Annotated in this window: 24 protein-coding genes; 13 read left to right on the forward strand and 11 right to left on the reverse strand. The window is 68.6% G+C overall.

The genetic code is table 11. The features are described from left to right. Window positions 1-63: 63 nt before the first annotated feature. The 5 genes from AB0L53_RS14145 to AB0L53_RS14165 form a co-directional block, all read right to left on the reverse strand. The gene (locus tag AB0L53_RS14145; protein WP_363993264.1) at window positions 64-1194 is read right to left on the reverse strand and encodes a hypothetical protein; all 1131 of its coding nucleotides are present in this window, start codon (window positions 1192-1194) and stop codon (window positions 64-66) included. 64 nt (window positions 1195-1258) lie between these two features. After that, window positions 1259-2551: an MFS transporter gene (locus AB0L53_RS14150; protein ID WP_363993265.1), complete on the reverse strand. Its 1293-nt coding sequence runs from the start codon at window positions 2549-2551 to the stop codon at window positions 1259-1261. Window positions 2552-2607: 56 nt separating this feature from the next. Continuing rightward, window positions 2608-3492 carry an alpha/beta hydrolase gene (locus AB0L53_RS14155; RefSeq protein ID WP_363993266.1) on the reverse strand — a complete coding sequence of 295 codons (885 nt, stop codon included), beginning with the start codon at window positions 3490-3492 and terminating at the stop codon, window positions 2608-2610. An 81-nt stretch (window positions 3493-3573) separates the two neighbouring features. Further along, complete coding sequence (locus AB0L53_RS14160) at window positions 3574-4107, reverse strand: DUF1707 domain-containing protein (protein WP_363993267.1); 534 nt, start codon at window positions 4105-4107, stop codon at window positions 3574-3576. A gap of 3 nt (window positions 4108-4110) precedes the next feature. After that, window positions 4111-4839, reverse strand: coding sequence for a PadR family transcriptional regulator (locus AB0L53_RS14165; protein WP_363993268.1), 729 nt, complete (start codon window positions 4837-4839; stop codon window positions 4111-4113). Between the two features lie 363 nt (window positions 4840-5202). On the opposite strand from AB0L53_RS14165, the gene AB0L53_RS14170 reads away from it, so the two are divergent. Both AB0L53_RS14170 and acnA read left to right on the forward strand, forming a co-directional pair. Then, entirely contained in the window at window positions 5203-5931 is a 729-nt protein-coding gene (locus tag AB0L53_RS14170; RefSeq protein ID WP_363993269.1) for a metal-dependent hydrolase, read from the forward strand. 146 nt (window positions 5932-6077) lie between these two features. Then, window positions 6078-8822 (forward strand): aconitate hydratase AcnA, encoded by a 2745-nt coding sequence (gene acnA, locus AB0L53_RS14175; protein WP_363993270.1) that lies wholly within the window; start codon window positions 6078-6080, stop codon window positions 8820-8822. A 491-nt stretch (window positions 8823-9313) separates the two neighbouring features. Here the strand turns inward: acnA and AB0L53_RS14180 are convergent, their stop codons facing one another. Both AB0L53_RS14180 and AB0L53_RS14185 read right to left on the reverse strand, forming a co-directional pair. Beyond that, the gene (locus AB0L53_RS14180; protein WP_363993271.1) at window positions 9314-10150 is read right to left on the reverse strand and encodes an ABC transporter permease; all 837 of its coding nucleotides are present in this window, start codon (window positions 10148-10150) and stop codon (window positions 9314-9316) included. Between the two features lie 129 nt (window positions 10151-10279). Next, window positions 10280-11203, reverse strand: a complete 924-nt coding sequence (locus AB0L53_RS14185; protein ID WP_363993272.1) for an ATP-binding cassette domain-containing protein — start codon at window positions 11201-11203, stop codon at window positions 10280-10282. A gap of 70 nt (window positions 11204-11273) precedes the next feature. On the opposite strand from AB0L53_RS14185, the gene AB0L53_RS14190 reads away from it, so the two are divergent. Continuing rightward, the gene (locus AB0L53_RS14190) at window positions 11274-11909 is read left to right on the forward strand and encodes a TetR/AcrR family transcriptional regulator C-terminal domain-containing protein (protein WP_363993273.1); all 636 of its coding nucleotides are present in this window, start codon (window positions 11274-11276) and stop codon (window positions 11907-11909) included. A 122-nt stretch (window positions 11910-12031) separates the two neighbouring features. On the opposite strand, the gene AB0L53_RS14195 is transcribed toward AB0L53_RS14190, so the two are convergent. Together AB0L53_RS14195 and AB0L53_RS14200 are read right to left on the reverse strand one after the other, a co-directional pair. Then, on the reverse strand, window positions 12032-12364 hold the full coding sequence (locus tag AB0L53_RS14195; protein ID WP_358175236.1) for a type II toxin-antitoxin system PemK/MazF family toxin: 333 nt from the start codon (window positions 12362-12364) through the stop codon (window positions 12032-12034). Continuing rightward, a complete protein-coding gene (locus AB0L53_RS14200) occupies window positions 12345-12665 on the reverse strand; it encodes a hypothetical protein (protein WP_363993274.1) in 321 nt (106 codons plus the stop codon). The genes AB0L53_RS14195 and AB0L53_RS14200 overlap by 20 nt, the downstream gene beginning before the upstream one ends. 136 nt (window positions 12666-12801) lie before the next feature. Here AB0L53_RS14200 and AB0L53_RS14205 point away from each other — a divergent pair, with 136 nt between their 5' ends. The 8 genes from AB0L53_RS14205 to AB0L53_RS14240 all read left to right on the forward strand — a co-directional run bounded on the left by AB0L53_RS14205 (window position 12802) and on the right by AB0L53_RS14240 (window position 21254). After that, complete coding sequence (locus tag AB0L53_RS14205) at window positions 12802-13491, forward strand: sulfite exporter TauE/SafE family protein (RefSeq protein WP_363993275.1); 690 nt, start codon at window positions 12802-12804, stop codon at window positions 13489-13491. A gap of 147 nt (window positions 13492-13638) precedes the next feature. Further along, a complete protein-coding gene (locus AB0L53_RS14210) occupies window positions 13639-14157 on the forward strand; it encodes a SigE family RNA polymerase sigma factor (protein WP_363993276.1) in 519 nt (172 codons plus the stop codon). Further along, window positions 14154-15269, forward strand: coding sequence for a hypothetical protein (locus tag AB0L53_RS14215; RefSeq protein WP_363993277.1), 1116 nt, complete (start codon window positions 14154-14156; stop codon window positions 15267-15269). Before AB0L53_RS14210 ends, AB0L53_RS14215 begins: the two co-directional genes overlap by 4 nt. Before the next feature lie 208 nt (window positions 15270-15477). Next, window positions 15478-16179: a DUF6333 family protein gene (locus AB0L53_RS14220; RefSeq protein ID WP_363993278.1), complete on the forward strand. Its 702-nt coding sequence runs from the start codon at window positions 15478-15480 to the stop codon at window positions 16177-16179. A 633-nt stretch (window positions 16180-16812) separates the two neighbouring features. Continuing rightward, a complete protein-coding gene (locus AB0L53_RS14225; protein WP_357642521.1) occupies window positions 16813-17928 on the forward strand; it encodes a substrate-binding domain-containing protein in 1116 nt (371 codons plus the stop codon). 73 nt (window positions 17929-18001) lie between these two features. Beyond that, a complete protein-coding gene (locus AB0L53_RS14230; RefSeq protein WP_363993279.1) occupies window positions 18002-18754 on the forward strand; it encodes an ATP-binding cassette domain-containing protein in 753 nt (250 codons plus the stop codon). Then, window positions 18751-20013 carry an ABC transporter permease gene (locus AB0L53_RS14235; RefSeq protein WP_363993280.1) on the forward strand — a complete coding sequence of 421 codons (1263 nt, stop codon included), beginning with the start codon at window positions 18751-18753 and terminating at the stop codon, window positions 20011-20013. The genes AB0L53_RS14230 and AB0L53_RS14235 overlap by 4 nt, the downstream gene beginning before the upstream one ends. 35 nt (window positions 20014-20048) lie before the next feature. Continuing rightward, on the forward strand, window positions 20049-21254 hold the full coding sequence (locus tag AB0L53_RS14240) for an ROK family transcriptional regulator (protein ID WP_357940946.1): 1206 nt from the start codon (window positions 20049-20051) through the stop codon (window positions 21252-21254). Here AB0L53_RS14240 and AB0L53_RS14245 read toward each other — a convergent pair. Continuing rightward, complete coding sequence (locus AB0L53_RS14245; RefSeq protein ID WP_363993281.1) at window positions 21251-22030, reverse strand: neutral zinc metallopeptidase; 780 nt, start codon at window positions 22028-22030, stop codon at window positions 21251-21253. The genes AB0L53_RS14240 and AB0L53_RS14245 overlap by 4 nt on opposite strands. Window positions 22031-22172: 142 nt before the next feature. Beyond that, complete coding sequence (locus tag AB0L53_RS14250) at window positions 22173-23024, reverse strand: neutral zinc metallopeptidase (protein WP_363993282.1); 852 nt, start codon at window positions 23022-23024, stop codon at window positions 22173-22175. 142 nt (window positions 23025-23166) lie between these two features. Here AB0L53_RS14250 and dxs point away from each other — a divergent pair, with 142 nt between their 5' ends. After that, window positions 23167-25047 (forward strand): 1-deoxy-D-xylulose-5-phosphate synthase, encoded by a 1881-nt coding sequence (gene dxs / locus AB0L53_RS14255; RefSeq protein WP_363993652.1) that lies wholly within the window; start codon window positions 23167-23169, stop codon window positions 25045-25047. Between the two features lie 89 nt (window positions 25048-25136). After that, window positions 25137-26603, forward strand: coding sequence for an amino acid permease (locus AB0L53_RS14260; RefSeq protein ID WP_363993283.1), 1467 nt, complete (start codon window positions 25137-25139; stop codon window positions 26601-26603). Window positions 26604-26630 lie beyond the last annotated feature (27 nt).

A 26630-nucleotide genomic window follows, 5' to 3' on the forward strand; every position in this document is an offset into this window, starting at 1 on the left:
TGGGCCAGGTCGGGCTGGACCACTGTCAGGACACGGCCCAGCTGTGCGAGCGCGTACGACCCGCTACTGGACCCGCTCGAAGGGCGCCGGGGCCTTGCCGGTCCAGCGGTGGAGCTGGGCGAGTCCGGTCTGCTTGGTCACCCCGTCTTCCACGACCGTGCCCTGCTGGGCGACGTAGTAGCGGCCGTCGTCCAGCGAGGCCAGGCCGTACTGGCCGCCGAATTCCCAGCCCCAGATGCCTGTCGTCTGGTCATGGAGACCCCGCTCGACCAAAGACAGCGTCTTGCCGCGCTCGGGCTGCGGCTGGCCTTCGATGGGCTTGATCACGGCGGGCTTGGCGCCGTCGATCATGAAGAAGGAGTAGTTCGGGAACTGCGGCTTGATGCCCTTGTACGCCGCCATGAACCAGTTGCCGGTGTGGCCGTCGTACTCCAGGTTCTGCACGCCGTAGGTGGTGTTGCCGGTGCGGACGAAGTACTTGCCGTCGGACTTGTCGGGGCCCGAGGTGTGCGGGGCGGTCTGGGTGAGGGGGCGTTCGTACTGGCGCCACTGCTTGATGTCGTACTGCAGGATGACCTGGTAGTCGTTGTCCTGGCGGTCGGCGTTGGCGTAGATGCCGTACGCGACCGTCAGCTTGTCGCCGCCGCCGCGCTTGCCGAACGCGGGGCCGAAGGCGACGCCGTCGATGCCGCTGCAGCCGTAGCGGTGGTCCGGCGTCTTGGCCGTGTCGCCGTCGAAGACGCCGTCGTCGTTCATGTCGGCGCTGTAGTCGTCCACCACGTCCTTGAGGTAGACGGCCGTGACCACATCGGAGGTCTCGGCGTTCATGTCGAGGCTGGTGATGCGGTCCACGTCGAAGATGGCGATGTAGAAGGACTTGGCGGCCTTGTACTCCAGGGAGCCGTAGACACGGCCGTCACGGCTGTTGAAGTCCAGGTCGCCCAGGTGGCCGGTGAAGCCGGTGACGGAGCCGACCGGCTTGCCGGCGAGGTCGGTCTTGACCAGGAGGTTGGTGAAGGAGAAGTACATAAACCCCTTCTTCTGGTCGATCGCGATCCCCTGTACGTGGCCCGACGGCCAGGCCCCGCCGTTCACCTCCGCCGGCAGTCGCGACGGCCGGTCGGCCGCCTGGGCTGGGAGGGCGAGCAGGGCCGACGCTGTCAGCGTCGCGAGCAGTAGTTGAGCGACCCGCATGTTCTTCCGCGTACCTTTCCGTGGATCAATGCTGATCCACACCATAAAGGGACACACGGGGACTTTACTGACTGTTGTTTGACTCTTTTGTGGCCTCTTGTTGAACGCCAGAAACCGGAGTCGATGTCATCGCCGCTCGGATGCCGCGCTGGAGCAGGGCGGGCAGGCACAGTACGGTGCCCAGCGCGCCGATCCACACCGCGGCGGCGAGCCCACCCAGAGCGGTCGCCGCGGCGGCCAGCAGACTGCCCAGCGCGATGGCACCCCATAGGAGGAATCGCTGCACCGAACCGACCCGGCCCAACAGGGCCGCCGGGGTGAGGACCTGGCGCATCGTGATCGATGTGGGGCTGAAGGCGCCCTCGCCGACACAGTGCACGATGCTCCCCGCGACCAGCCCGATCGCGCCGGGTGTCCCGCCCAGGGAGCCGAGCGCGGGCATGGCGACGATGCCCAGGACGGACACCGACGCGGCCAGGACGAGGGTGCGGGGCGAGCCGAGACGGCGGATCAGCCGGGTCGACAGGAGGTTCCCAATCGGGTACCCCGCCGCGGCGGCGCCGATCACCACGCCGATCCAGCCGGGGGACAGGCCCAGGACGTTGCGGCAGTACAGCACCAGGCTCGTCTCGACCATGGACAGTGCCAGGACATAGACCGTGCCGCACGCCAGGACGGGCCGGAGGACCGGGTGCCGGAGCGCGAACCGCAGCCCCTCGGCGATGTCGCGCCGCATCCAGCCGGGCTCACGTCCGGAGCCCAGCTCGGCGGTGCCCTTCTCGCGGTGGCGGATCAGCGCCAGCGAGGTGAGTGACGCCGCGAAGCTGACCATGTTGGCGGCGATCGCCCCGACCAGGCCGAGCACCGCGATGACCGGCCCGGCCGCCATCGGCCCCAGCGCCTTGGCCGCCGACTCCGACAGGGCCAGCCGCGTGTTGCCGCGATGCAGCGCGTCCGCCTCGTCGTACAGGCTGGGCAGGTAGGAGGTGTACGCGACCTGGAAGAACACCACCGCGCATCCGCTCACCAGGATCAGCGCGAACAGCAGCGGAAACGTCAGCCCGCCCAGGGCGGCCAGCACCCAGATCGCGCCGAACGCCAGCACCTGCACCCCGTCGCAGACCAGCATGACGGTACGGCGGGGCAGCCGATCGACGATGGCCCCGGCCGGCAGGCCGAGCGGGAGGAAGGGGACGAACAGCGCGAACGGCAGCAACGCCGCCTGAGCTGGGGAAGCGCCCAGGATGGTCACGGCCAGCAGTGGCAGCGTCAGCGTCATGAACTGGTCGCCGAACAGCGACAACGACTGCCCGGCCCAGAGCAGACCGAAGTCACGGTCTGCCGTCCGGCGTGTCACCTGTGCCACCGGAGAGCGCGGCGGTTCATCAGTGGTCGCGGAGCTTGGAGGATTCGTCATGAGGCCCGCCAGAACTCACGCAGCAGGCCCAGCACGGTCCCAGGCTCTTCGACATGGCCGAAGGAGCCGCTGCGTTCCAGCATCTCGAAGCGCGCCTGCGGGGCGAACCGCTGGAAGTCGAGCTGCAACGCCGGATACAACGCCCGGTCGTACCGCCCCGCCACCACCATCAGCGGGACGGCGAGTTCCTTGAGCCGCGGCCGGAAGTCCGGAATCGCCGCCACCTGACCACCGATCACGAAATCGACGTCGTCACCGCAGAAGAGCGGATAAAGCTCCTCGTTGCGGGCGCCCGGCTCGGTGGCCAGGAGGGCGGCGTTGGCGGGATCGTAGAACCTGATCAGCGGCGCCGCCGCGGCGAACTCCGCGCGCATGGGCGCGGACGTGGACCGCAGGCCGGAGCGCCGCAGTGCCTGGATGCGCTCCCAGGTCTCCGGGAGCTGGGCGGCCAGTTCGCGGTTGATGTTGGCGTGGTTGAGCTGCCACATCTCCGGGCTGTGCAGGGAATTGGCCAGAGTGAGGGTCGTGACGAGGTGCGGGTGGTCCAGGGCGACGGCCTGGGCGATCAGGCCGCCGTAGGAGAAGCCGTACAGGTGCGCGGGGCCGAGTTCGCCGAGCAGGGCCGTGACGTCGGCCACGTCGCCGGCGAAGGTGATCTCGCCCAGGTCGGCCGGGCGGTCGGAGCGGCCGCGGCCGTGGAGGTCGACGTAGATCACCCGATGGTCGGCGGCCAGCGCGTCGAAGTGCGGGTGGAAGACCACGTGCGAACCGGCCGGGCCGAGCCCGGCCAGCAGGACGACCGGGGGGCCCGCGCCGTCCTGCTCCACCCAGAGGCGGTGGCCGCGGATCTCGTGGTGGCGGCCGTTCGGATGTTGGAACATGCCGCGAATTGTGCCGATCGCCGCCCGTCGAGTGACGGCGGCGATCGGACCTATATATGCCTTTAAAAGGGGATAAGGGGGTCAGCGGCGGTGGGAGTGCCGGTGGATCATCTTGAAGACCATGGCTCCGATGAACACGAAGAACAGCACCTTCGCGATGCCGAACCCCCCGAACACGAGCCCCACCATCAGCAACACGAACAGGATCGGCAGGAACGGCCCCGGCCCATGGTGCGGCCGTCCCCAGCCAGGTCGCATGTCGCGCCGCTCGTGACGCATCGACTGCATCTGGTGCCGGTGCGCCTTCATCGCCGCCCGCCAGGCGTCCTTGTCGAACGCCTGGGGAGGCAGGCCCTGCGGGTCGCGGTAGTCGTACTGCCGCCGCTGTCCCGGAAGGTCAGCGGTGATCTGCGCGAGGTCTCGCGCGGTGCGTGCGCCGAGCGTCCGGTCGAGGCGCTGGTCCAGCTCCTCGCGGTCGAGGCGGCCCTGCGCGAAGTGCTCGCGCAGGTCGGCCATCGTCTGTTCGCGCTCGGCGTCGCCGATGCGGAGATCGTTGGGGTCCATGGCTGGTTCCTCGCTCTCCCCGTACCGGCCTTCCAGGGTGGCGCCGGTCATGCGTTACTCCTCGCCCGGGTCGCCGTCGGCCAGAATCTGGTAGAGCTTGCGCCGGGTCTCTACAAGAGTCTTACGCGCTTCGCGGATTTGTGCGTCGCTCCCGGTCTGCAAAACCTGCATCATCGCGAATGCCGACTGGCGCGCGATGTCCCACAGGTCCGCGGTGTTGTCGTCGATGTCGGGGCGCATCTCGTCCCACGGGGCGCGGATCTCGTCCGCGTGCGCCTCGATGTAGGCGAGCCCGGTCTCGGTGAGGCGGAAGGTCTTGCGGCCCTCGTTCTCCTCGGCGACGACCAGCCCCTCGTCGGTGAGCTGCTGGAGTGCCGGGTAGACGGCGCCGGGGCTGGGCTTCCAGCCGCCTTCGCTGCGCTCGGCGATCTCCTGGATGATCTGGTAGCCGTTGCGCGGCTCCTCGGACAGGAGCGCCAGGATCGCGGCGCGTACGTCGCCCCGCTTGGCCTTCCGGCCACCCCGGCCTCCCCAGCCGCCCCGGTGCCCGAACGGGCCCGGTCCGCCTGGACCCCATCCCCAGGGGCCGCGCCCGAACTCGGGCGGGAATCCACGCCGGCCGCGTTGCCGCTCCTCGTGCGGACCGCCGCCGCCGCGGTGGTGGTGATGGTGGTGCCCGCCCTGTTCCCACGCCTCGGCCACGGCCTTGAGCGCTTCACGGGCGGCACGCTTGAACTCGCGGGGCTCGGGCCACGGACGCCCTGCTGCTTGTGCGGAAGTCATGTCAAACTCTCCTTCTTGTGAATGCTTGTGAATGTTCTCGATGCTTCAAAGATATATCGCCAATATGTCGTTCGCAAGCGGATGGGCAGAGTGAGACAGATCACGAAAAAGTTGCGGAATCCGGGAACAGGAGACGGGGGGGTGTCGTTGTTCAGAGCAGACGAGGTCGTTCCGCGTCGGCAGGGCTGGGGGGTGCTGTCGCCGCGGAGACGACCTCGTCTGCGTTTCCGGACATTTCCCGGATGGGCCTCGATGGCCGGCGATGGTCTGCGGCCGGCAAAGTCCGTAGCGCCGAGGTGAGGGTGATGGCGCCCCAGGCGGGTCTCCGCGCGTAAAGAACGGCTTTGCCGTACAGTTTCGATCATGATGGGGCATTCGCATGCGATGACCGGGGCCATCGCTTGGCTAGGACTCGCACCCGGGCTCGCCGCGCTCCCGATGCTGAGCGAGTCCTCCAGGTTCATCGAGACCGGGATCATGGCGAACGCCCTCACCCCGGCCGAGTTCATCGCCGGCGCCATCATCTGCGCTGGGGCGGCCATGCTGCCCGACCTCGACCATCCGAGCGCGACGATCGCGCAGACGTTCGGGCCGGTCACCTGGGTGCTGAGCAAGGCCGTCAACTGGCTGAGCGGCGGACATCGGGGGGCGACGCATTCGCTGGTGTTCGCGGTGGTGCTCGGGTTCGCGGCGCACTGGCTGGCCAACACCTATCCGATCGGCCGCGACATCATGGTCGTGCTGCTCATCGGGCTGGCGCTGCGCGCGATCGGCATCGGCATCCCGGGCAACAAGCTCGGCTCAGCGATGATCAACGTCGGCCTGACCGCCGGGCTCTACGCCGTCTTCCTGTCACAGGGGGTCGGCTACGCCTGGCTGGGCCTGGCCGTGGCGATCGGCTGCCTCGTGCACGTCGTCGGCGACTGCATGACCGAGCGGGGCTGTCCGGTGCTGTGGCCGGTGTCGGTCCGGTTCGTGCTGCCGTGGAAGATCGGGATCAAGACCGGGAAGACGTTCGAGCAGAAGATCCTGGCTCCCGTGCTGTCCATCGCCATCATCGGCCTGCTGTTCTGGCGGCTGGCGCCAGTTTAACTTGATGTCGAGATACTTTTAGAGATATCTTGACATCAAGACATCCGCCGCGCGGCCCTGCGGGTTAGGTTCACCTAACGTTCTTACTGCTCCCGGGGTGCGGCAGGATTCAACTGAGCAAATGTCTATGGAGGAGGCGAATCATCGTGTCCGCGAACAGCTTCGGCAGCCGTGACACGCTACGCGTAGGCGACGCGTCTTACGAGATTTTCCGGCTGGACGCCGTCGAAGGCGCAGCCCGCCTCCCGTTCAGCCTGAAGATCCTGCTGGAGAACCTCCTCCGCACCGAGGACGGCGCGAACATCACCGCCGACCACATCCGCGCGCTGGGCGGCTGGGATCCCAAGGCGGCGCCGAGCGTGGAGATCCAGTTCACCCCGGCCCGCGTCATCATGCAGGACTTCACCGGCGTGCCGTGCGTGGTCGACCTGGCCACCATGCGTGAGGCCGTACGCGACCTGGGCGGCGACCCGGCCCGCATCAACCCGCTGGCCCCCGCCGAGATGGTCATCGACCACTCGGTCATCGTCGACTACTTCGGTCACCCCGACGCCTTCCAGCGCAACGTCGAGCGCGAATACGAGCGCAACCACGAGCGCTACCAGTTCCTGCGCTGGGGCCAGACGGCGTTCGACGAGTTCAAGGTCGTCCCGCCCGGCACCGGCATCGTCCACCAGGTCAACATCGAGCACCTCGCCCGCGTGGTCATGATCCGCGACGGCAAGGCCTACCCCGACACCTGCGTGGGCACCGACTCGCACACCACGATGGAGAACGGCATCGGCGTCCTCGGCTGGGGCGTCGGCGGCATCGAGGCCGAGGCCGCGATGCTCGGCCAGCCGATCTCCATGCTGATCCCGCGCGTGGTCGGCTTCAAGCTCAACGGCAAGCTGCCCGCCGGCGCCACGGCCACCGACCTGGTGCTGACGGTGACCGAGATCCTGCGCAAGCACGGCGTGGTCGGCAAGTTCGTCGAGTTCTACGGCGACGGCGTCTCGTCCGTGCCGCTGGCCGACCGGGCCACGATCGGCAACATGAGCCCCGAGTTCGGCTCCACCTGCGCGATCTTCCCGATCGACGGCCAGACGGTCGACTACCTGCGCCTGACCGGCCGCTCCGAGGAGCAGATCGCGCTCGTCGAGGCGTACGCCAAGGCTCAGGGCCTCTGGCTCGACCCGTCGGCGCCCGAGCCGGTCTTCTCCGAGTACATCGAGCTCGACCTCGGCACGGTCGTCCCGTCCATCGCCGGCCCGAAGCGCCCGCAGGACCGCATCGCCCTGTCGGCCGCCAAGGACACCTGGCGCCGCGACGTACGCAACTACGTCACCGACTTCGACGGCGACGGCGTCGACGAGGCCGTGGAAGAGAGCTTCCCCGCCTCCGACGCGCCCGCCTCCAACTCCCGCGCCAACGGCTCCCGCCCGCACAAGACGGTCGCGGTGACGCTGGAGGACGGCACCTCGTTCGAGATCGACCACGGCATCGTCTCCATCGCCGCGATCACCTCGTGCACCAACACCTCCAACCCGTACGTCATGCTCGGCGCGGCCCTGCTGGCCCGCAACGCCGTGGAGAAGGGCCTGACCCGCAAGCCGTGGGTCAAGACCTCCCTGGCTCCCGGCTCGCAGGTCGTCACCGGCTACTTCGAGCGTTCGGGGCTCCAGCCGTACCTCGACAAGATCGGCTTCAACCTCGTCGGCTACGGCTGCACCACCTGCATCGGCAACTCCGGGCCGCTGCTCCCGGAGATCTCCGACGCGATCCAGGCCAACGACCTCGCCGTCACGGCCGTGCTGTCGGGCAACCGCAACTTCGAGGGCCGGATCAACCCCGACGTCAAGATGAACTACCTGGCCTCGCCGCCGCTCGTGGTGGCGTACGCGCTGGCCGGGACCATGGACCTCGACCTCGACACCGAGCCGCTGGGCATCGGCGCCGACGGCACGGCGGTCTTCCTGCGCGACATCTGGCCCTCGCCCGAGGAGATCACGGCCGTGGTCAACTCCTCGATCGGGCGCGACATGTTCGAGCGGGACTACGCCGACGTGTTCAAGGGCGACGAGCACTGGACGTCGCTGCCGATCCCGACGGGCAACACCTTCGAGTGGGACCCTTCCTCCACGTACGTGCGCAAGGCTCCCTACTTCGAGGGCATGCCCTCGACTCCTGACCCCGTTACCGACATTTCCGGCGCTCGCGTGCTGGTGAAGGTCGGCGACTCGGTCACCACCGACCACATCTCGCCCGCCGGCTCCATCAAGGTCGGCACGCCCGCCGCCCAATACCTGCAGGCGCACGAGGTCGCGGTCAAGGACTTCAACTCCTACGGCTCGCGGCGCGGCAACCACGAGGTCATGATCAGGGGTACGTTCGCCAACATCCGCCTGCGCAACCAGATCGCGCCCGGCACCGAGGGCGGCTACACCCGCGACTTCACCCAGGACGAGGGGCCGGTGTCGTTCATCTACGACGCCTCGGTCAACTACGCCTCGGCCGGGACTCCGCTGGTGGTGCTCGCGGGCAAGGAGTACGGCTCGGGCTCGTCGCGCGACTGGGCGGCCAAGGGCACGGCGCTCCTGGGCGTCCGCGCCGTCGTCGCGGAGTCGTACGAGCGCATCCACCGCTCCAACCTGATCGGGATGGGCGTGCTGCCGCTGCAGTACCCGGAGGGCGTCTCGGCCGCCTCGCTGGGGCTGACCGGCGAGGAGACGTTCGACATCACCGGGGTGGAGGAGCTCAACAAGGGCGGCATCCCGGCGACCGTGCACGTCAAGGCGGGCGAGGTGGAGTTCGACGCGGTGGTCCGCATCGACACGCCCGGCGAGGCCGACTACTACCGGCACGGGGGCATCATGCAGTACGTCCTGCGCTCCCTCCTCGCCAAGTCCTGATCCGGCGTCAGATCTGATCTGACGCCGGTCGTAACCCCTCGCGAGGGTTCGAGTCCTCAGCTTCACTGAGGGTCCTTCGCGAGGGTGCTGAGACCTCCCGCGCCGCCGCCTCGGCCACCAGCTGAGCGGAGGCCGCCGGGATCCCGCGCCGCACTTCCCGCGGCCGGGCGGGCGCGACCTCACGCGCCCACATCGGGGGTGAACCACCCGACCACGAAGCGCCGCCCGGCACCACACCGCCGGGCGGCGCTTTGCCGCCTTCCTGCAGACATCTGCTTTCGAGCCGCCCGCCGTCCGTGGCCGGGCCCCGTTCAGAGGCGCGCTCCTCCCTACCTGCTTTACGGGCACTTTCCTTTACGGCAGGCACGGTGGGCCCCACCCGCCGTCCATGGCCGGGCCCTGTCCAGGGGAACGCTCCTGCGGTTCACGGGGCTGGGCGCCGTGACGTGCGCGTTCTTGGCCGCCTGCTTCGGCTCGCGTCACCCGGTGGATCAGCGGGATATGCGGCGATAGGCGCGGACTGCCAACGGGAAGAAGACGACGATGATCGCCCCGGACCACAGCAGGCTCGCCGCGATCGGGTGCTGGAGCGGCCAGGCGGGGGAGTGCGACGTCGGGTTGCCGAAGAGCAGGCGGGCGGCGGCGACCACGGCGCTCATCGGGTTCCAGTCGGCGATCGGCTTGATCCAGGCGGGAAGCCCCTCCGTCGGGACGAACGTGTTGGCCAGGAACGTCATCGGGAACAGCCACCCGAACGTCGCCGCGTCCGCCTGGGCGCCACTCTTGACGAACAGCCCGATGTACGTGCCCACCCAGATCATCGCGAAGCCGAACAGGGCCAGCAGGCCGAACGCCGCCGCCGTCTGCCCGAAGGTGCCGTGCGCCCGCCACCCCGCCAGCAGCATCGCCGCCACCACCATCGAGGCCAGCGACAGCAGGTGCATGGACAGGTCGGCGACGCTGCGGCCGATGAGCACGGCGCCGCGGGCGATCGGCTGGGCGCGAAACCGGTCGATGACGCCGCGTTCCATATCCTCACCGACCGCCGTGGCCGCGGCGGCCGCGGTCATCGCCATGACCTGCATGAAGATGCCGGGCATCAGGTAACTGCGGTAGTCGCCCCCACCGGGGAGGGTGATCGCGCTGCCGAAGACATAGCCAAACAGGATGGTCATGACAACGGGGAACACCAGGTATCCCGCTATTTCCCCTGGCTGCGCCATCAGCCTGAAGTAGGTGCGGCGCGCGATGGTCAGGGAGTCGGAGATCGTCCAGCGGAGGCGCTCACCGAGCGTCTTCGGTGGAGCGGGTACGTGGACAAGAGCCATGCGGCATCACCTCGTGGGAATCGGCCGGAACATGCCGGAAGGCGGGTCGAGTAGCGATCAGGGCGGCCTGCTCGGGCGGCCTGCTCGGGCGGCCTGGTCGGGTCGCGGTCAGCGGCTGTGGTCGGGTGGTCAGGTGGTGGTCAGGTGGAGGAAGACCTCGTCCAGGGTCGGGCGGCGGAGGGACAGGTCTTCGACCGGGATCATGGCCGTGTCCAGCGCGCCGGCGATGCGGATGAGCGACTGCGCCCCCTGCTCGACCGCCACTGTCACCCGCCGCTCGTCCACGACCTCCACCTGCCGTTCATCGGCCGCGCGCCGTACCAGGTCGAGGGCTTGGGGGACGTCGGCGGCCGCGCGGAGGACGACCTGCACCCGGTCGCCGCCGATCCGCTGCTTCAGCTCCGCGGGTGAGCCGGAGGCGGCGACCCGCCCCTGGTCGAGCAGGACGATCTGGTCGGCGAGACGGTCTGCCTCGTCCAGGTACTGGGTGGTGAGCAGCAGCGTGGTCCCTTCGGCGACCAGGTCGCGCAGCAGCTCCCACAGCCCGAGGCGGCTGCGCGGGTCGAGACCGGTCGTGGGCTCGTCCATGAACAGCACGGGCGGCGCGACGATCAGGCTGGCGGCCACGTCGAGGCGGCGGCGCATGCCCCCCGAGTACGTCTTGACCCGCCGGTTCGCGGCGTCGGTAAGGTCGAACCGCTCAAGCAGTTCGTCGGCCCGTCGCCGGGCCGCCGCCTTGGGCAGGTGGTACAGGCGGCCGAACATCTCCAGGTTGCGCCGCCCGGTGAGCAACTCGTCGACCGCCGCGTGCTGCCCGGCGAGCCCGAACATGAAGCGCAGCCGCGCCGCGTCCCGCACCACGTCCAGCCCGGCCACCTCCGCGTGACCGGAGTCGGGGCGGAGGAGCGTGGTGAGGATGCGTACGGCGGTGGTCTTGCCCGCCCCGTTGGGCCCAAGGAGCCCGCAGACCGTGCCCGCAGGCACGGACAGGTCGATGCCCGCCAGCGCGTCCTTGGACCGGTAACTCTTCCGGAGCCCTTCCGCATGGATCACGACGAACCTCCTTAACACCGTTAAATCTAACGCTGTTAAGGATGCATTGAACGTTGTTAAACTGTCAACCGTGGCACTCGAAAAAGGCACCATCGTGGCGACGGGGCTGCGCTTGCTCGACGAGGTGGGCCTCGACGGCCTCACCTTGCGGCGGCTGGCGGCGGAGCTCGGCGTGCAGGCGCCGGCGCTCTACTGGCACTTCAAGAACAAGCAGCAGTTGCTCGACGCGATGGCGGTGGCCATGGAGGCGCCGCATGTGACGCGGCCGGTGTTCACGGACCCGTCGCAGTGGCGGGAGTGGGTGGCCGACTACGCCCGCGGCAGCCGGTCGATACTCAACTCCCACCGCGACGGGGCTCGGCTGGCGGCCGGGACGCGGTCGTCGCCCGAGATGTTCGCGATGGTGGAGCGGGCGGTGGAGGCGCTGGAACTGGCGGGCTTCACGGTGGCGGACGCGGCGCGGGGGCTGTTCGCGGTGAGCAACTACGTGGCCGGGTTCGTGCTGGAGGAGCAGGCCGACCGGACGCGGCCGGACACGGACGAGTCAGGGCCCGACATGGCGGAGTTTCAGGCACGCTACCCCCGGATCATGGCGGCCCTGCTGGAGGAGGGCGACCCGCAGGGCGACAGCTCGTTCGAGGCGGGGCTGGCCCTCATCCTGGACGGCATGCGGCTGCGACTGTCCAGCGGGGGTGCTGCCGATTGAGGTGCTTGGCGGACTGCGGATCGTGGTATCTGGCACCATGTGAGTGGCGACCGCCCGGCGAAACTCCACTTCGCCGGGCGGCGCCGATCATGGCATCCGGATGAGCGTCCTGAGGGTGTCGATCACAGCATCCGTTTGAGCACGTTGACCGTGTTGGCGAGCACCTCGTCCGAGACGGCGCCGACGTAGAAGTCGAAGCGCTCCGGGGAGATGGCACGAAGCTGCTCGACCATCGCCCAACTGGTCTTGGCCAGGCCCGTTCCCTTCGGGGTGATTTGGACGTGCGTGAGATAGCCGCGATTTCGCGTCGTCAGCGGGACGGCGAAGACCAGTCCCAATCTCGACTGGTTGAGACTGTCGTTGCTGATGATCAGAGCGGGCCGGGGGAAGCCCTGCTCGCGGCCGGCTGGGTCACCGAAGTTGGTGAACCAGATCTCACCTTGGGTTATCTTCATCGGTCTCCTCGGGGAATGTGATCAGCCCCTCCCACTCGGGTGCGATCCGGCGAGAGCGCGAGGGCGGACCCAAGATGAGCTCTCGTTCGGCGAGGTAGTCGGCCCAGGCGGCGGGATCCTCCTTCTGGGTCCGCTTGATCTGGTCGTTGACCCTTTCCCAGAACACCTTCTGCTCGTAGTCGTGGATGGCGTCGATCAGCACTTCGGTCATGCTCCGGCCCTCCTGTCGGGCGATTCGGGCGATGCGATCTCTGGTCTCGACGCTGACGCGCATCGTCGTGGCCTTCTGCTTCATGCGCACACTCCGGAGGCTACGTCGGCGTCTGAGAGGAATCTACATGTCCTTGGTTACGCAAAGGGCTGGAACGGCAACTTAGAGTAAAGATGATTGACTCTCCTTCGTGGCTCAGATGGCATTAGTGCTGATTGTTGGCGGTTTGGCGGTCTTCGTTGGGGCGGTTGTCCAGGGCAGCGTGGGGTTCGGGCTGGGGTTGGTGGCCGCGCCGGTGCTCACCATGCTCGACCACTCCCTGATGCCCACCGCAATCCAGGTGGTCAACGTCACGTTGCCGCTGTTCACGCTGGCCGCGGAGTGGCGGAAGGTGGACTGGCGCGGGGTGGTTTTCGCGGTGCTGGGGCGGCTGCCCGGTGCGGCCATCGGTGGAGTCGTCCTGGTCTACATATCCGTCTACACGCGAGGCGTCTTCGTGGGGGTCATGGTGCTCATCGCAGTGGGGCTCACGGCGTGGGCGGTCAGCGTGCCGCGCAACGATGCGACCATCGCGGGGGCCGGGTTCTTCTCGGGCATCACCGGCACCGCGACCGGCGTCGGGGGGCCGCCGATCGCGCTGGTCTACCAGCACGCCAAGGGGCCGCAGATCCGGGCGACGCTGGCGATGGTCTTCTTCCTGGGCGCCGCGCAGTCGCTGGCCATCCTGGGCATCGTGGGGGAGTTCTCCGGCCGGGCGGCCATCACGGGGGCGGTGCTGATCGTGCCGATGGTGCTCGGGTTCCTGGTGTCGGGGCCGCTGCGGCGCTACCTGGACGGCGGGAAGGTGCGGACCGCGGTGCTGGTGGTCGCCGCCGTCTCGGCCGCCGCCCTCATCGCCCAGAGCCTGGCCACCTGACCCAGGCCCCCTGATCGCCTTAGCCCCCTGACCGCTCAACCTCTCCGAGCGCCCGAGCCCCTGAACGTGCTCCTGTGATTGGGGATGCGAGCGGTACAACCTTTCGTCACACAGGTCGCGTTGGCAACGGGGGAGAGGAGATCAACATTGGACCATCACGACGGCTTCCGTGAGTTCGTGCTCGCCCGCCAGCAAGCCCTGATGCGGACCGCGTACCTGCTCACGGGAGACCCGCACCTGGCCGAGGACCTGCTGCAGAGCGTCCTGATCAATGTCGTGGGCCACTGGTCCAAGCTGGTCAAGGGCGGCAACCCGGAGGCGTACACCCGCAAGGCCATGGTCAACCAGTACATCTCCTGGAAACGCAGATTACGTCCCGAGGTGCCGAGCGGTGATCCGCCCGAGCGGGGCGCGTACTCCGACGGAGCCGTGCTCGACCGGATCGTGTTGCGTCAGGCGCTGGCCAAGCTGGGGCGCAGGCAGCGGGCCGTGATCGTGCTGCGTTTCTGGGAGGACCTGACCGAGGCGCAGACGGCCGAGGTGCTGGGCTGTGCGGTCGGCACCGTCAAGAGCCAGACCCATCACGCGCTGGCCCGCCTGCGCGAGGTCGCGCCGGAGCTGGTGCATCTGCTGGATGATCCCGAGATCGTGGAGGTGGCACGATGACGAGACTGCGCGAGGCGTTGGGCGACATCGCCGAGGAGGCTCCGCTGGTGAACCTCGCCGACGTGGCCATCGCGGGCCACCGGCACAGGCGGCGGACCGTGCTGACGGCATCCGCCGTCGCGATGCTGTGCGTGACGGCGGCGGTGGCAGTGGTGGTGGCCGTGCCGTGGCCGCGTGGCGCCCAGACGGCCACGCGGCAGGGCCAAGAGGCCGTGCCCGACCTGCCCCAGGGCAAGGTGGGGGCGATCAGTCGCGCGTACAAGACATCCTGCAAGTTCGTCGAGCGTGAGGCTGACTGCTCCGCGGTCGAGTGGCGGGTGGTCACCCGCGCCGGCAAGACCTACCGCGTGCCGCAGGCGCTCGCCGAGACCGCCAAGGGCGAGTGGGTGCCCGTCGCGATCAGCCGGGACGGCCGCATGCTCGCCTACTACAGTCGCGAGGCTCAGGCACACGTGGTGCGCGACCTGGTGGGCGGCTCCGAGGCGACGTCGCCGGTCACCGTCAAGGAGGAGCAGATCGGCGTGGGTTCCATGCTCGTGCTCTCCGACGACGGCCGGTACATCGCCTTCGACCCGCGCGAGGGCAGCAAGTATCCCGGCATGCTGGTCGACGTGCGCACCGGCAGGACGACACCCATCAACGGCAAGTACGAGCCGGTCAGCATCAAGGGCGGCGTCGCCGAGCTGGTCCGGTACCGCAAGACCGACCTGTGGCTCATGCCCGTCGCGGGAGGCGGCAAGCCGGTGCGCTTCAAGGGCGTGTTCATCATGTTCAGCGAAGTAGCGCCCGACGGCCGTACGGTGGTCGCCTTCGAGTTCCCGAAGGTCGGCAAGCGCGAGCCCCTGATGCTCGAAAAGAGCATGCTGACCCTGCTCGACGCCAAGACCGGCAAGACCCTGCGCAAGGTGCCCATCAACGGCCTGCCGGACGACCGCGGCGGCGTCGACGGCACCACGATCTGGCAGAGCGCATCCGAGGTCACGCTGCTGTACGGGGGCAAGGAAGGCGAGCGCTCGTACGCGGTCGACGTCAACACCGGGCGGGCTCGGCTCCTGGACCGTCAATCGGGCAGGGCCATGGACCGGGCCTATCCCGGAGCCGCGGGCGGCTGACCGCCGTCCAAGAGGCGCCGCCCAAGAGGCGCCCAAGAGACGCCGCACCGGCCGGTGCGGCGTCTCGGCTGTCCGTGTCAGGTGACATCCAATCTGGCCATTGATCATGGCATGACACCGCGTTGGCGAGTTCGCCTGTCACGGACCGCGAGTTGGTTGTGTCATTTAAGTGGCCATTTTCCGGCAGATGCCCGGCTAGGGTCGAATCATGATCCATTCCCCCCTCGACCATGACGAGTACGACCAATTGTCGGACTCCGACGGCGTGATCCGAGTCCGCGACAGCCGGACCGAACTCACGATCGTCGCCCCGGGTGCCGATCTCGCGGCAGTGATCGCAGGGACCGCAGCCCACGACCCCGCACAAGCCCTGCGGATCGTCACGACGCTGGACTCGGTCGCGGAGGTCGCCGAGGTCTTGGAGCCGCTGCCGCTGAGCGACTGCACGCTGATGCCGTACGAGCCCGCCGACCTCGACCTGGTCGTGGTGGGCTGCTGGGGCGGGGTGATCTATGTGAGCGAGCCGGGCCTGGCCGGCGATCTCACAGACTTCGCCGAGCTCGAGGTTTTGAACCAGCGGCGACTCCACCCGGAGGCTCGCATCGTGAGCAGCGTGTTCCTCGACATGGTCGCCGACCTCGCGGAGGTGATCATCGCGCTGCCCGGGGTGGAACCCGTGCGAGAGTTCAACGATTCGGAAGAGATCCGCGTCGAGGGCGATCTGTCTGCGCTGCTGCACGCGCTCGGCTGCGGCGAAGCGTCCGACCTGGACTTCGAGGATTTCAGACGGCGCGCGCTCGGGTTCGCCTCCCATGACGCCGGGCCGGAAAGGCTCCTGGCGTCCACCTTTCGCGTGCGCCGCCCCGAGGACATCGTCTGGGGGATGGAGGACGTCTGGATCCGCCAGTGACGCGTCCTCATTGCGAGAGGCCAGTGCCCTGTGCTTGGACGTCCTGTTCAGCTCGTGTTACCGCGACGACCTTCGCTCCGCGCGAGCCCCAGAGATCAGCGCACGGCGGTCGAGGCGGGCGACGAATCCAGGAAGTGCCGTCGTGTCGTGGGCGACGCCGTGGCTCACGGAGATGGCATCTCCCCACCTCTCGGCGAACAGTTCCTCCACCCATGGGAGATCATCAGCGATGAGCGGCCGACTGGCAGGTGGCGCATCGTTTCGTGATCAAGAGGTGCCATAACCTGCCAAGCCAATCTTGCAGCGAGCTTCTCCGCGCCCTCGGCGGCGGCGTTGGTCACCTGGAACTCGCTGATCACATTCTGTGACCCAGTGCTCACGAATGACATCGTGACCACTTCGGCTGACGCTGGCCAACTCGTTGGCCAGATTGCCTGTCACGCGGCCGGTTCCCGTGTCACCTGACAGTCCGGCGGCATGCGTACGGTGAACCTCCGATGTCAGGCGCGTTTCTAGATTGTTATCCGGAACAACAAACTCCCCCCTCCGCAGGTCTTCCAAAGCAGGCCGTCCCGGAATACGTTGCCGCAAACAACATTCATCCGGGCCCTCCGGAAGAAAGGACCCTGCACTATGCGCAAGGGGATCCTCAGCCTGACCGCCGCGGCCGCCGTTCTAGCCCTCGGTCTCACCGCCTGCGGGGGCAACAGCGGTCCGACCTCGTCCACGTCTTCCGCGCAGAGCACGCAGAGCTCGCAGAAGGCCGGCAAGATCGGCGTCATCCTGCCCGACAGCAAGTCCTCGGCCCGCTGGGAGACGGCGGATCGCAAGTACCTGGAAGAGGCGTTCAAGGCCGCCGGGGTGGCCTACGACATCCAGAACGCCCAGAACGACAAGACAGCCTTCCAGACCATCGCCGACCAGATGATCACCAACGGTGCCACCGTGCTGATGATCGTCAACCTCGACAGCGGCACCGGCAAGACGGTCATCGACAAGGCCAAGTCCCAGGGCGTGGCGACCATCGACTACGACCGGCTGACGCTGGGTGGCGGCGCCGCCTACTACGTGAGTTTCGACAACACCAAGGTCGGCACCCTGCAGGGCGAGGGCCTGGTCAAGTGCCTGACCGACAAGAAGGCCAGCAAGCCGATCATCGCCGAGCTCAACGGCTCGCCGACCGACAACAACGCCACCCTCTTCAAGGCCGGGTACGACGGCGTCCTCAAGCCCAAGTACGACTCGGGCGACTACGTCAAGGGCCCCGACCAGTCCGTGCCCGACTGGGACAACGCCCAGGCCGGCACCATCTTCGAGCAGATGCTGACCAGCGCGCCGAAGATCGCCGGCGTGCTGGCCGCCAACGACGGTCTCGGCAACGCCGCCATCACGGTGCTGAAGAAGAACAACCTCAACGGCAAGGTCCCGGTGACCGGCCAGGACGCCACGGTCCAGGGTCTGCAGAACATCCTGGTCGGCGACCAGTGCATGACCGTCTACAAGGCCGTCAAGAAGGAGGCCGACGCGGCGGCCAAGCTCGCGGTCGCGCTGGCCAAGGGAGAGAAGCCCACGGCGAGCGGCAGCGTCAAGGACCCGCAGAGCAACCAGGACGTGCCGTCCGAGCTGCTCGACCCGCAGCCGATCTACCTCGACAACGTCAAGGACGTCGTGGCGGACGGTTACGTGACCAAGGAGGAGCTGTGCACCGGCGACTTCGCCGCCAAGTGCACCTCGGCCGGCATTCAGTAGGAAAGTAAGAAAGCAGAACCGGGTACGGCCGCGACCTACAGAGGGCGGCCGTACCCCTCCCCAAGGGAGCCTCATGACCCCCCTGCTCGAAGTGCGCGGGATAGACAAGAGCTTCGGCCCGGTACAGGTCCTGCATGACGTCACCTTCGCCGCCAACCCCGGCGAGGTGACGGCCCTGGTCGGCGACAACGGCGCGGGCAAGTCGACGCTGGTCAAGTGCATCGGCGGCATCTACCCGATCGACGGGGGCGACATCCTCTTCGACGGCCGCCCCGTCCAGGTGCACGGCCCGCGTGACGCCGGTGAGCTGGGCATCGAGATCGTCTACCAGGATCTCGCCCTCTGCGACAACCTCGACATCGTCCAGAACATGTTCCTCGGCAGGGAACGCCGCAGCGGGCTCGTGCTCGACGAGGCGTCGATGGAGGAACTGGCCACACAGACGCTCGACGGACTGTCCGTCCGTACGGTGAAGTCCATCAGGCAGCAGGTGTCCAGCCTGTCCGGCGGTCAGCGCCAGACGGTGGCCATCGCCAAGGCCGTCCTGTGGAACAGCAAAGTCGTCATCCTCGACGAGCCGACGGCCGCCCTCGGCGTCGCCCAGACCGCGCAGGTGCTGGAGCTGGTCCGCCGGCTCGCCGACACCGGCCTGGCCGTCGTCCTCATCTCGCACAACCTGAACGACGTCTTCGCCGTCTCCGACCAGATCGCGGCGCTCTACCTCGGCAGAATGGCCGCGCAGGTCAGGACCGCCGACGTGACGCACGCGCAGGTTGTTGAACTGATCACATCCGGCCGGAGCGGAGACCTGGGGATCGCGCCATGAACAAGGTCAAGGAACTCCCCGGCGACGCGATCGTCACCGCGAAGCAGTCGCCGTCGATCGGGCACAGCGTCACCGCCTACATTGAGCGGGTACGCGGCGGCGACATGGGCGCGCTGCCGGCCGTACTCGGCCTGCTGGTGCTCTGCACCGTCTTCGCCATCGCACGTCCCGCCTTCCTCACGGCGATCAACGTCGCGAACCTGTTCACCCAGGGCGCCGCGGTCACGGTGATCGCGATGGGCCTGGTGTTCGTGCTGCTGCTCGGCGAGATCGACCTGTCGGCCGGCTTCGCCAGCGGCGTGTGCGCGGCGGTGCTCGCGGTGACGCTGACCAACATGGGCCTGCCCTGGTACGTCTGCGTGGGGGCGGCGATACTTACCGGCGTCGTCATCGGCACCGTGCTCGGCACGCTGGTTGCCAAGGTGGGCATACCATCCTTCGTGGTGACGCTGGCCGCCTTCCTCGCCTTCCAGGGGCTGGTCCTGGTGCTGGTCGACGAGGGGACGAACATCTCGATCCGGGATTCCGTCATCGTCGCCATCGCCAACAAGAACCTGCCGGTCTGGCTCGGCTGGGCGCTCTTCGCAGCCTGCGTGGCGAGCTACGCCGCCCTCCAGCTCGTCAGGGCCGGCAGGCGGTCCAAGCGCGGGCTGGTGGCCGACCCGATCTCGCTGATCGCCGCCCGCGTGGGCGCGCTGACGATCATCGGGGGCGTCGTCGTCTACGTGCTCAACCTCGAGCGCTCCCGCAACCCGGCCATCAGCTCGCTCATGGGCGTGCCGATCGTGGTGCCGGTGATCCTCGTGCTGCTGGTCGTGTGGACGTTCGTGCTCCGCCGTACCGCGTTCGGCCGGCACATCTACGCGGTCGGCGGGAACGCGGAGGCGTCCCGCAGAGCCGGTATCAGCGTCGACCGGATCAGGATCAGCGCGTTCGTGATCTGCTCCGCGATGGCCGCCGTCGGCGGCATAGTCGCCGCCTCCCGGGCCAGCTCGGTCGACCCGAACACCGGCGGCAGCTCCGTGCTGCTGTACGCGGTCGGCGCCGCGGTGATCGGCGGCACCAGTCTGTTCGGTGGGAAGGGGCGGGTCCTCGACGCGGTGCTCGGCGGCGCCGTGGTCGCGGTGATCGAGAACGGCATGGGCCTGATGGGGTACGGTGCGAGTGTGAAATACCTGGTCACGGGGTTCGTTCTGCTCCTGGCCGCGGGTGTCGACGCTCTGGCGCGCAAGCGGGCGGCAGCCGCTGGTCTAAGGTGATCAGCGACTCTCACCCCTTTAAGGAAGCCCAGACGATGCGTGCCGGTCCCTCGCAGGAGGACATCAGGCGTCACAACCTCGGCGCCCTGTTGCGGCACGTCCATCTGGGCGGGCCGACCTCCCGCGCCGAGCTGACGTCGAAGATGGGCCTCAACCGCAGCACGATCATGGCGCTCACCTCCGACCTCACCGCGGCCGGGCTGGTGCGCGAGGAGCTGCCGCGCGAGACCGGCCGCGCGGGCCGCCCCTCGCTCGTGGTGCGTCCCGAGTCGGCGCGGGTCTACGTGTTCGCCTTCGACGTGGGCCCGGACCGGCTGGCCGTCGCGCGGGTCGGGCTGGGCGGGGTGATCCTCGACCGCAGGGAGGCCGTACGCCTGCGCGGCCCGTTCGAGCTGGAGGAGCTGGCCGGGATCCTGGCCGGCTTCGCCCGGCAGATGCGGCGCAAGACCAGGGCCGACACGGTCTGCGTCGGCGCGGCCGCGGCGGTCGCCGGCGGGGTGCGCAAGGGCGACGGCATGATCAGGTTCGGCCCGAACCTCGGCACCGAGGAGGTGCCGTTCGGTGAGGAGCTGGGCCGCAGGCTGGGCCTGGGCCTGCCCGTGAGCGTGGGCAACGACGCCAACCTGGCCGCGCTGGCCGAGCACAGCCGCGGCGTCGGGGCCGCCGTCCGGGACCTGATCTACCTGCACGGAGACGTCGGCATCGGCGGCGGGATCATCGCGGGCGGTCACCTGCTGGGCGGTCACGACGGCTACGGCGGCGAGGTCGGCCACATGGTCGTCAACCCCGGCGGGCGGGCCTGCGGCTGCGGTTCGCACGGTTGCCTGGAGGCCGAGGTGGGGGAGCGGGCCCTGCTGGAGACGGCCGGCCGGCTGGCCGGCGAGCAGCACGGCAGGGACGCGGTGCGCGCCGTGGTCGACGCCGCCGACCGGGGCGACATCGTGGCCCAGGAGGCGCTCAAGAAGGTCGGCGACTGGCTCGGCCTGGGCGTCGCCAACCTGGTCAACATCTTCAACCCGGAGATGGTCATCTTCGGCGGTATGCTGCGGGAGATCTATCTCGGCGCGGCCGCTCAGGTACGCACCAGGCTGACGCTGCACGCGATGGCGCCGCAGCGAGAGAAGCTGCGGCTGCGCACCTCGGCCCTGGCCGACGACGCGACGCTCGTGGGCGCGGCCGAGCTGGCCTTCGCCCACGTGCTCGCGGACCCGCTGGAAGTGCTGGCCAGGGCCAACGCTTAGGAGACCCGGCTCTTGGGCGCGGTCCAGGTGTTGCAGTATCGGGCCGATCCGCCGCTGTAGCCGCGGTCCTGCCAGTAGGCGAGGTTGGCCGGCTTGCCGTGGACCTTGCTCTCGCCTGCCCTGCTCACGGCGTCGGTCCACTCGTCCCAGGTGATGCCCGGGTCGATGGAGTCGAGCGTGGAGCTGTAGAAGACGCCGGCGAAGCACTCGGCCTGCATCTCCAGACGGTGGCTGAGTATCGTGCGCGCGCTTCCTCCGGCTCTCCAGTAGAGCCTGTTCTGCTCGTCCAGCATGCCGCTGAGCTGCTGCACGTGGTGGCCCCACTCGTGGGCGACGGAGTGCGCGATGTTCATCCGGAACGGGTCCTGCAGGTCCCGCTTCATGATCCGGATGGCGATCGTCCGCTGCGCCGGGCAGTACTGGGCGCCGTTGCTGGTGATCTTGCCGCAGACCGACCCGCTGCCGGTCGTGATGGCGATCTTCGGAGGGCTGTAACGCAGCCCGGCGGCCTTGAACCTGGTGGCCCAGAAGGTGTTGGCGCACCTGGCCATGGCCCGGTGGAAGGTCTTGAGTGAGGCGGCGCTGCCCTTGCGGATCCCGGGGATCGCGCACGACTGCGGCGACGGGGTGCCGGACCGATAGATCTTGTTCTTGGCCAGTACGGCGGGCGGCGCGATCTGCGCGACCTGCGGGGCCGTGGTCTCCGCGCTGGCCGTGCCAGATAGGGCCAAACCCACGACCATGCCGACAGATGCGGCGATAAGGGGTATACGCACGATCGCGGATACTAGACCACTAGGTGCGGCCCTGTTCGCGAGACCTGTGCTTTGTCCGGAAAGCGCAATGCGGCCGCGCCGTAGGGCGCGGCCGCATCACAGCGGGAGAACGTTCAGAGTGGAGAACGTTCAGAGTGGAGAACTAGGCGACGGTACGCGACGACGCGGCCCAGGTGTTGCAGGAGCCGGGGGACGCCGAGCCGTAGCCGCGGTTCATCCAGTACGCCTGCGACGGGCCCCGGCCGTGGTCGTTCTGCGGCCAGCCCTTGGCGCCGTTCTTGCGGAACCAGTTGACGGTGTAGTCCCACTCACCCGAGTCGACGGGCAGCGTGCCCTCGACCGTGCGCATGAAGACCGAGGAGAAGCACTCCGCCTGCAACTCCGAGCGGCGCGAGAGCGCGAGCTGGCCGGACCTGCCGCTGGAGTTCCTGGCGGCCCAGTAGTAGTTCCAGATGCCCGACATGTTCTGCACGTGGTGGCCGTACTCGTGGGCCATCAGCCGGGTGATGCCCAGCGCGAACGGCTGGCGCAGCTGAGTCTTGGTGATCAGCATGTACATCGTGCGGTCGGTCGAGCAGTAGATGCCGTCGGCACCCGCGCTCCACGGGCCGCAAGGCGTGCGGACCTTCTTAGTGATGATGCGCAGCCGCGGCTTGCTGAAGGAGAGGCCGGCCTTGCGGAACTGGGAGGCCCAGGAGCGGTTCAGGCAGTTCGTCACGGTCGAGAGGAAGCGCTTGTAAGCCGTCGTGCTGCCCTTGGGCAGGTTGCCGGGCGAACAGTTGGAGCTGGCGAGCCGTCCCGTCCGGTACAGCGGGCTGGCCGTCGCGGCGGCCTTGCCGCGAGGGGGAGCCGCCTGCTGGGCGGCTGGCGGAACGACCTGCTGACCTGCGGAGACTGGCTTGACATCGGCTGTCGCCGTTCCCGCGCCGGCCAGCGCGATAACCGCGCCTGTGGCCACAAGGGACGACAGCTTCTTCATGGGGAGAGTGTTCATAGTGAAGGAAAGACTAGGTCAAGATCGGACATATGTGGGTGGATTTGACTCTATGGAGCTCGATGGAGTCAGCAAGGCAGGCACGAACTAGACTCGATCGGGTTAGCGCACAGGAGCAGAGGGGATCGCATCCGTGAGCGGGTTGCTGGGCTCGGTAAAGGGACCACACGACGTCAAACGCCTGGATGCAGAGGAGCTGCCGCAGCTAGCGGCGGAGATCCGTGACCTGCTCGTCGACTGCTGCGCCCGCTTCGGCGGCCATCTCGGCCCCAACCTCGGTGTGGTGGAGCTCACCATCGCGCTGCACCGCGTCTTCGACTCGCCGAACGACCCGATCGTCTGGGACACCGGGCATCAGTCGTATGTTCATAAATTGCTCACCGGCCGGGCCGCGGGCTTCGGCGCGCTGAAGCAGGAGGGCGGCCTGTCCGGCTACCCGAGCCAGGCCGAGTCCGAGCACGACTTCGTCGAGAACTCCCATGCCTCCACCGCGCTTTCCTACGCCGACGGCCTGGCCAAGGCGTTCAAGCTGCGCGGCGAGCACGACCGCACGGCCATCGCGGTGATCGGCGACGGCGCGCTGACCGGCGGCATGGCCTGGGAGGCGCTCAACAACATCGCGGCGGGCAAGGACCTGAGGCTGGTCATCGTCGTCAACGACAACGGCCGCTCCTACTCGCCGACGATCGGCGGCCTGGCCTCCCACCTGTCCTCGCTGCGGGTCAACCGCCGCTATGAGGACATGCTCGAATACGTCAAAGACAAGATCGGGAACGTTCCCGTGCTCTACGACGCGCTCCACGGCATCAAGAAGGGCGTCAAGGACGTCCTGGCCCCGCAGGTCATGTTCGAGGACCTCGGCCTGAAATACGTCGGGCCGATCGACGGCCACGACGAGCAGGCCATGGAGGCGGCGCTGCGCAAGGCCCGCGACTTCCGCGGCCCGGTCATCGTGCACGCCCTGACCCAGAAGGGCCGCGGCTACTCACCGGCCGAGAACCACGACGAGGACCAGTTCCACTCGCCCGGCGCCTTCGACCGGGCCACCGGCGCGGAGAAGCCCAAGGGCCGCATCTGGACCAACGTGTTCAGCGAGGAGCTGGTCAGGCTCGGCAAGGACCGCGAGGACCTGGTCGCCATCACCGCCGCGATGCTCCACCCGACCGGCCTGGCCGCCTTCGCCGAGGCCTACCCCGAGCGCATCTACGACGTCGGCATCGCCGAGCAGCACGCCCTGACCAGCGCGGCCGGGCTGGCGCTGGGCGGCATGCACCCGGTCGTGGCCGTCTACGCGACCTTCCTCAACCGGGCCTTCGACCAGCTGCTCATGGACGTGGCCCTGCACCGGCTGCCCGTCACCGTGGTGCTCGACCGGGCGGGCGTCACCGGCGACGACGGCGCCAGTCACAACGGCATGTGGGACCTGTCGATCCTCCAGGTCGTCCCCGGCCTGAAGATCGCCGTGCCGCGCGACGGCGAGCGGCTGACCGAGCTGCTCGGCGAGGCCGTGGAGGTCTCCGACGGCCCGACCATGCTGCGCTTCCCCAAGGGCCCGGTCGCCGAGCCGATCGAGGCCGTCGGCAAGCTGGGCACGATGGACGTGCTGCGCGCGGGCGAGCCCGACGTGCTGCTGGTGGGCGTCGGCCCGATGGCGCGGATCTGCATGGACGCCGCCCTCCTGCTCGACGCGCAGGGCATCTCGGCGACCGTGGTCGACCCGCGCTGGGTCAAGCCGCTCGACGAGGCGCTCGTGGCCGCCGCGAGCGCCCACAAGCTGGTCGCGGTCGTCGAGGACAACGGCCGCGTGGGCGGCGTCGGCGACGCGGTGTCCCGCCTGCTGCGCGACGCCGACGTGGATGTGCCCGTACGCGGCTACGGCATCCCGCAGCGCTTCCTCGACCACGCCAAGCGGGCCGCGATCCTCGGCCAGATCGGGCTGACCGGCCAGGACCTGGCGCGCGAGATCACCGAGGCGATCGCCAAGCGGAGCAGCCCGCTCGAAAGCCAGTCCGCGCCGCGCTGATCGCGTGGGTCAGACCCCCGCCGCGCTGATCGCCCTGGTCACCCCCCCGGACAGGAATGATCACCCGGGGCGGGGGAACACCGCTGGGTGTGGACATCTTTCGCACCAAGAGCGTCGAGCAGTCGATCCTCGACACCGAAGCCCCCGAGCATCGGCTGCGAAAGCGACTGACCGCAGTCGACCTCACGGTCTTCGGCATCGGCGTCATCGTCGGCACCGGCATCTTCGTTCTCACCGGCCGCGTGGCCAAGGAGACGGCCGGTCCGGCGGTGGCGCTCTCCTTCATCGTGGCCGCCGTCGTCTGCGGTCTGGCGGCACTGTGCTACGCGGAGTTCGCCTCGTCGATCCCCGTGGCCGGGTCCGCCTACACCTTCTCGCTGGCCACGCTGGGCGAGTTCCCGGCCTGGGTCATCGGCTGGGACCTGATGCTGGAGATGGCGCTGGCCGGGGCGGTGGTGGCGGTCGGCTGGTCGGGCTACTTCGCGTCGCTGATGTCCTCGGTGGGCCTCGAGCTGCCCGCGTGGATGGCGGGGGAGAGCCCCGTGGTCAACCTGCCCGCGATGGTCATCGTGCTGATCCTCACCTGCGTCCTGACCGCCGGGATCAAGCTGTCGTCGCGGGTCAACCTGGTCATCGTCACCATCAAGGTGGCGGTGATCCTGCTCGTCATCGTGGCCGGGCTGTTCTTCATCAACTCGGCCAACTACTCGCCGTTCATCCCGCCGCCGGTGTCCACGCCGGGGGTCGAGGGGTTGAAGGCGCCGCTGATCCAGGTGCTGTTCGGCATCACGCCCGTCGCCTTCGGCGTGATCGGCATCTTCTCGGCCGCCGCGATCGTGTTCTTCGCCTTCATCGGCTTCGACATCGTCGCCACCGCAGCTGAGGAGACCATCAGGCCGCAGCGCGACCTGCCGCGCGGCATCATCGGCTCCCTGGCCATCTGCACCGTCCTGTACGTCGCGGTGTCGCTGGTCGTGGTCGGCATGCAGCGCTACGACAAGCTGAGCGAGAAGGCGCCGCTCGCCGACGCCTTCACCGCGGTCGGGCAGTCCTGGGCGGCCACGCTGATCAGCATCGGCGCGATCGCCGGCCTGACCACCGTGGTGATGATCCTCATGCTGGGTCAGAGCCGGGTGCTGTTCGCCATGTGCCGCGACGGGCTGCTGCCGCGCGCGCTGGCGAAGGTCCACCCCAGGTTCGGCACGCCGGCCCGGCTGACGATCATCATCGGGCTGGTCACCACGGCGCTGTCCGGGTTCATCTCGCTCGGCGCGCTGGCCGAGCTGGTGAACATCGGGACGCTCTTCGCGTTCGTGGTGGTCTCGGCCGGTGTGATCGTGCTCCGTCGTACACAGCCGGACCTGCACCGGGCCTTCCGTACGCCGATGGTGCCGCTGCTGCCGATCCTGTCGGTGCTGGCCTGCCTCTACCTGATGCTCAACCTGCCGGTCGAGACGTGGCTGCGATTCCTGGTGTGGCTGATCATCGGTGCCGTGCTCTACTTCGCCTACGGCTACCGCCACAGCCGGGTCCAGGTGACCGGCCCGAAGGGGTAGGCGCCCGGGGCGCCCACCCCTCGGCGG

Origin of the sequence: Nonomuraea sp. NPDC052129 (assembly GCF_040680095.1) — a bacterium.
In the GTDB taxonomy this organism is placed as follows: Bacteria; Actinomycetota; Actinomycetes; order Streptosporangiales; family Streptosporangiaceae; genus Nonomuraea.

What these genes read in the sequence shown, in the direction of transcription:
- AB0L53_RS14145 (WP_363993264.1), bottom strand. Translation starts at nt 1,194, where the DNA reads ATGCGGGTCGCTCAACTACTGCTCGCGACGCTGACAGCGTCGGCCCTG.
- AB0L53_RS14155 (WP_363993266.1), bottom strand. Translation starts at nt 3,492, where the DNA reads ATGTTCCAACATCCGAACGGCCGCCACCACGAGATCCGCGGCCACCGC.
- AB0L53_RS14160 (WP_363993267.1), bottom strand. Translation starts at nt 4,107, where the DNA reads ATGACCGGCGCCACCCTGGAAGGCCGGTACGGGGAGAGCGAGGAACCA.
- AB0L53_RS14165 (WP_363993268.1), bottom strand. Translation starts at nt 4,839, where the DNA reads ATGACTTCCGCACAAGCAGCAGGGCGTCCGTGGCCCGAGCCCCGCGAG.
- AB0L53_RS14170 (WP_363993269.1), top strand. Translation starts at nt 5,203, where the DNA reads ATGATGGGGCATTCGCATGCGATGACCGGGGCCATCGCTTGGCTAGGA.
- AB0L53_RS14180 (WP_363993271.1), bottom strand. Translation starts at nt 10,150, where the DNA reads ATGGCTCTTGTCCACGTACCCGCTCCACCGAAGACGCTCGGTGAGCGC.
- AB0L53_RS14195 (WP_358175236.1), bottom strand. Translation starts at nt 12,364, where the DNA reads ATGAAGATAACCCAAGGTGAGATCTGGTTCACCAACTTCGGTGACCCA.
- AB0L53_RS14215 (WP_363993277.1), top strand. Translation starts at nt 14,154, where the DNA reads ATGACGAGACTGCGCGAGGCGTTGGGCGACATCGCCGAGGAGGCTCCG.
- AB0L53_RS14220 (WP_363993278.1), top strand. Translation starts at nt 15,478, where the DNA reads ATGATCCATTCCCCCCTCGACCATGACGAGTACGACCAATTGTCGGAC.
- AB0L53_RS14225 (WP_357642521.1), top strand. Translation starts at nt 16,813, where the DNA reads ATGCGCAAGGGGATCCTCAGCCTGACCGCCGCGGCCGCCGTTCTAGCC.
- AB0L53_RS14230 (WP_363993279.1), top strand. Translation starts at nt 18,002, where the DNA reads ATGACCCCCCTGCTCGAAGTGCGCGGGATAGACAAGAGCTTCGGCCCG.
- AB0L53_RS14235 (WP_363993280.1), top strand. Translation starts at nt 18,751, where the DNA reads ATGAACAAGGTCAAGGAACTCCCCGGCGACGCGATCGTCACCGCGAAG.
- AB0L53_RS14240 (WP_357940946.1), top strand. Translation starts at nt 20,049, where the DNA reads ATGCGTGCCGGTCCCTCGCAGGAGGACATCAGGCGTCACAACCTCGGC.
- AB0L53_RS14250 (WP_363993282.1), bottom strand. Translation starts at nt 23,024, where the DNA reads ATGAACACTCTCCCCATGAAGAAGCTGTCGTCCCTTGTGGCCACAGGC.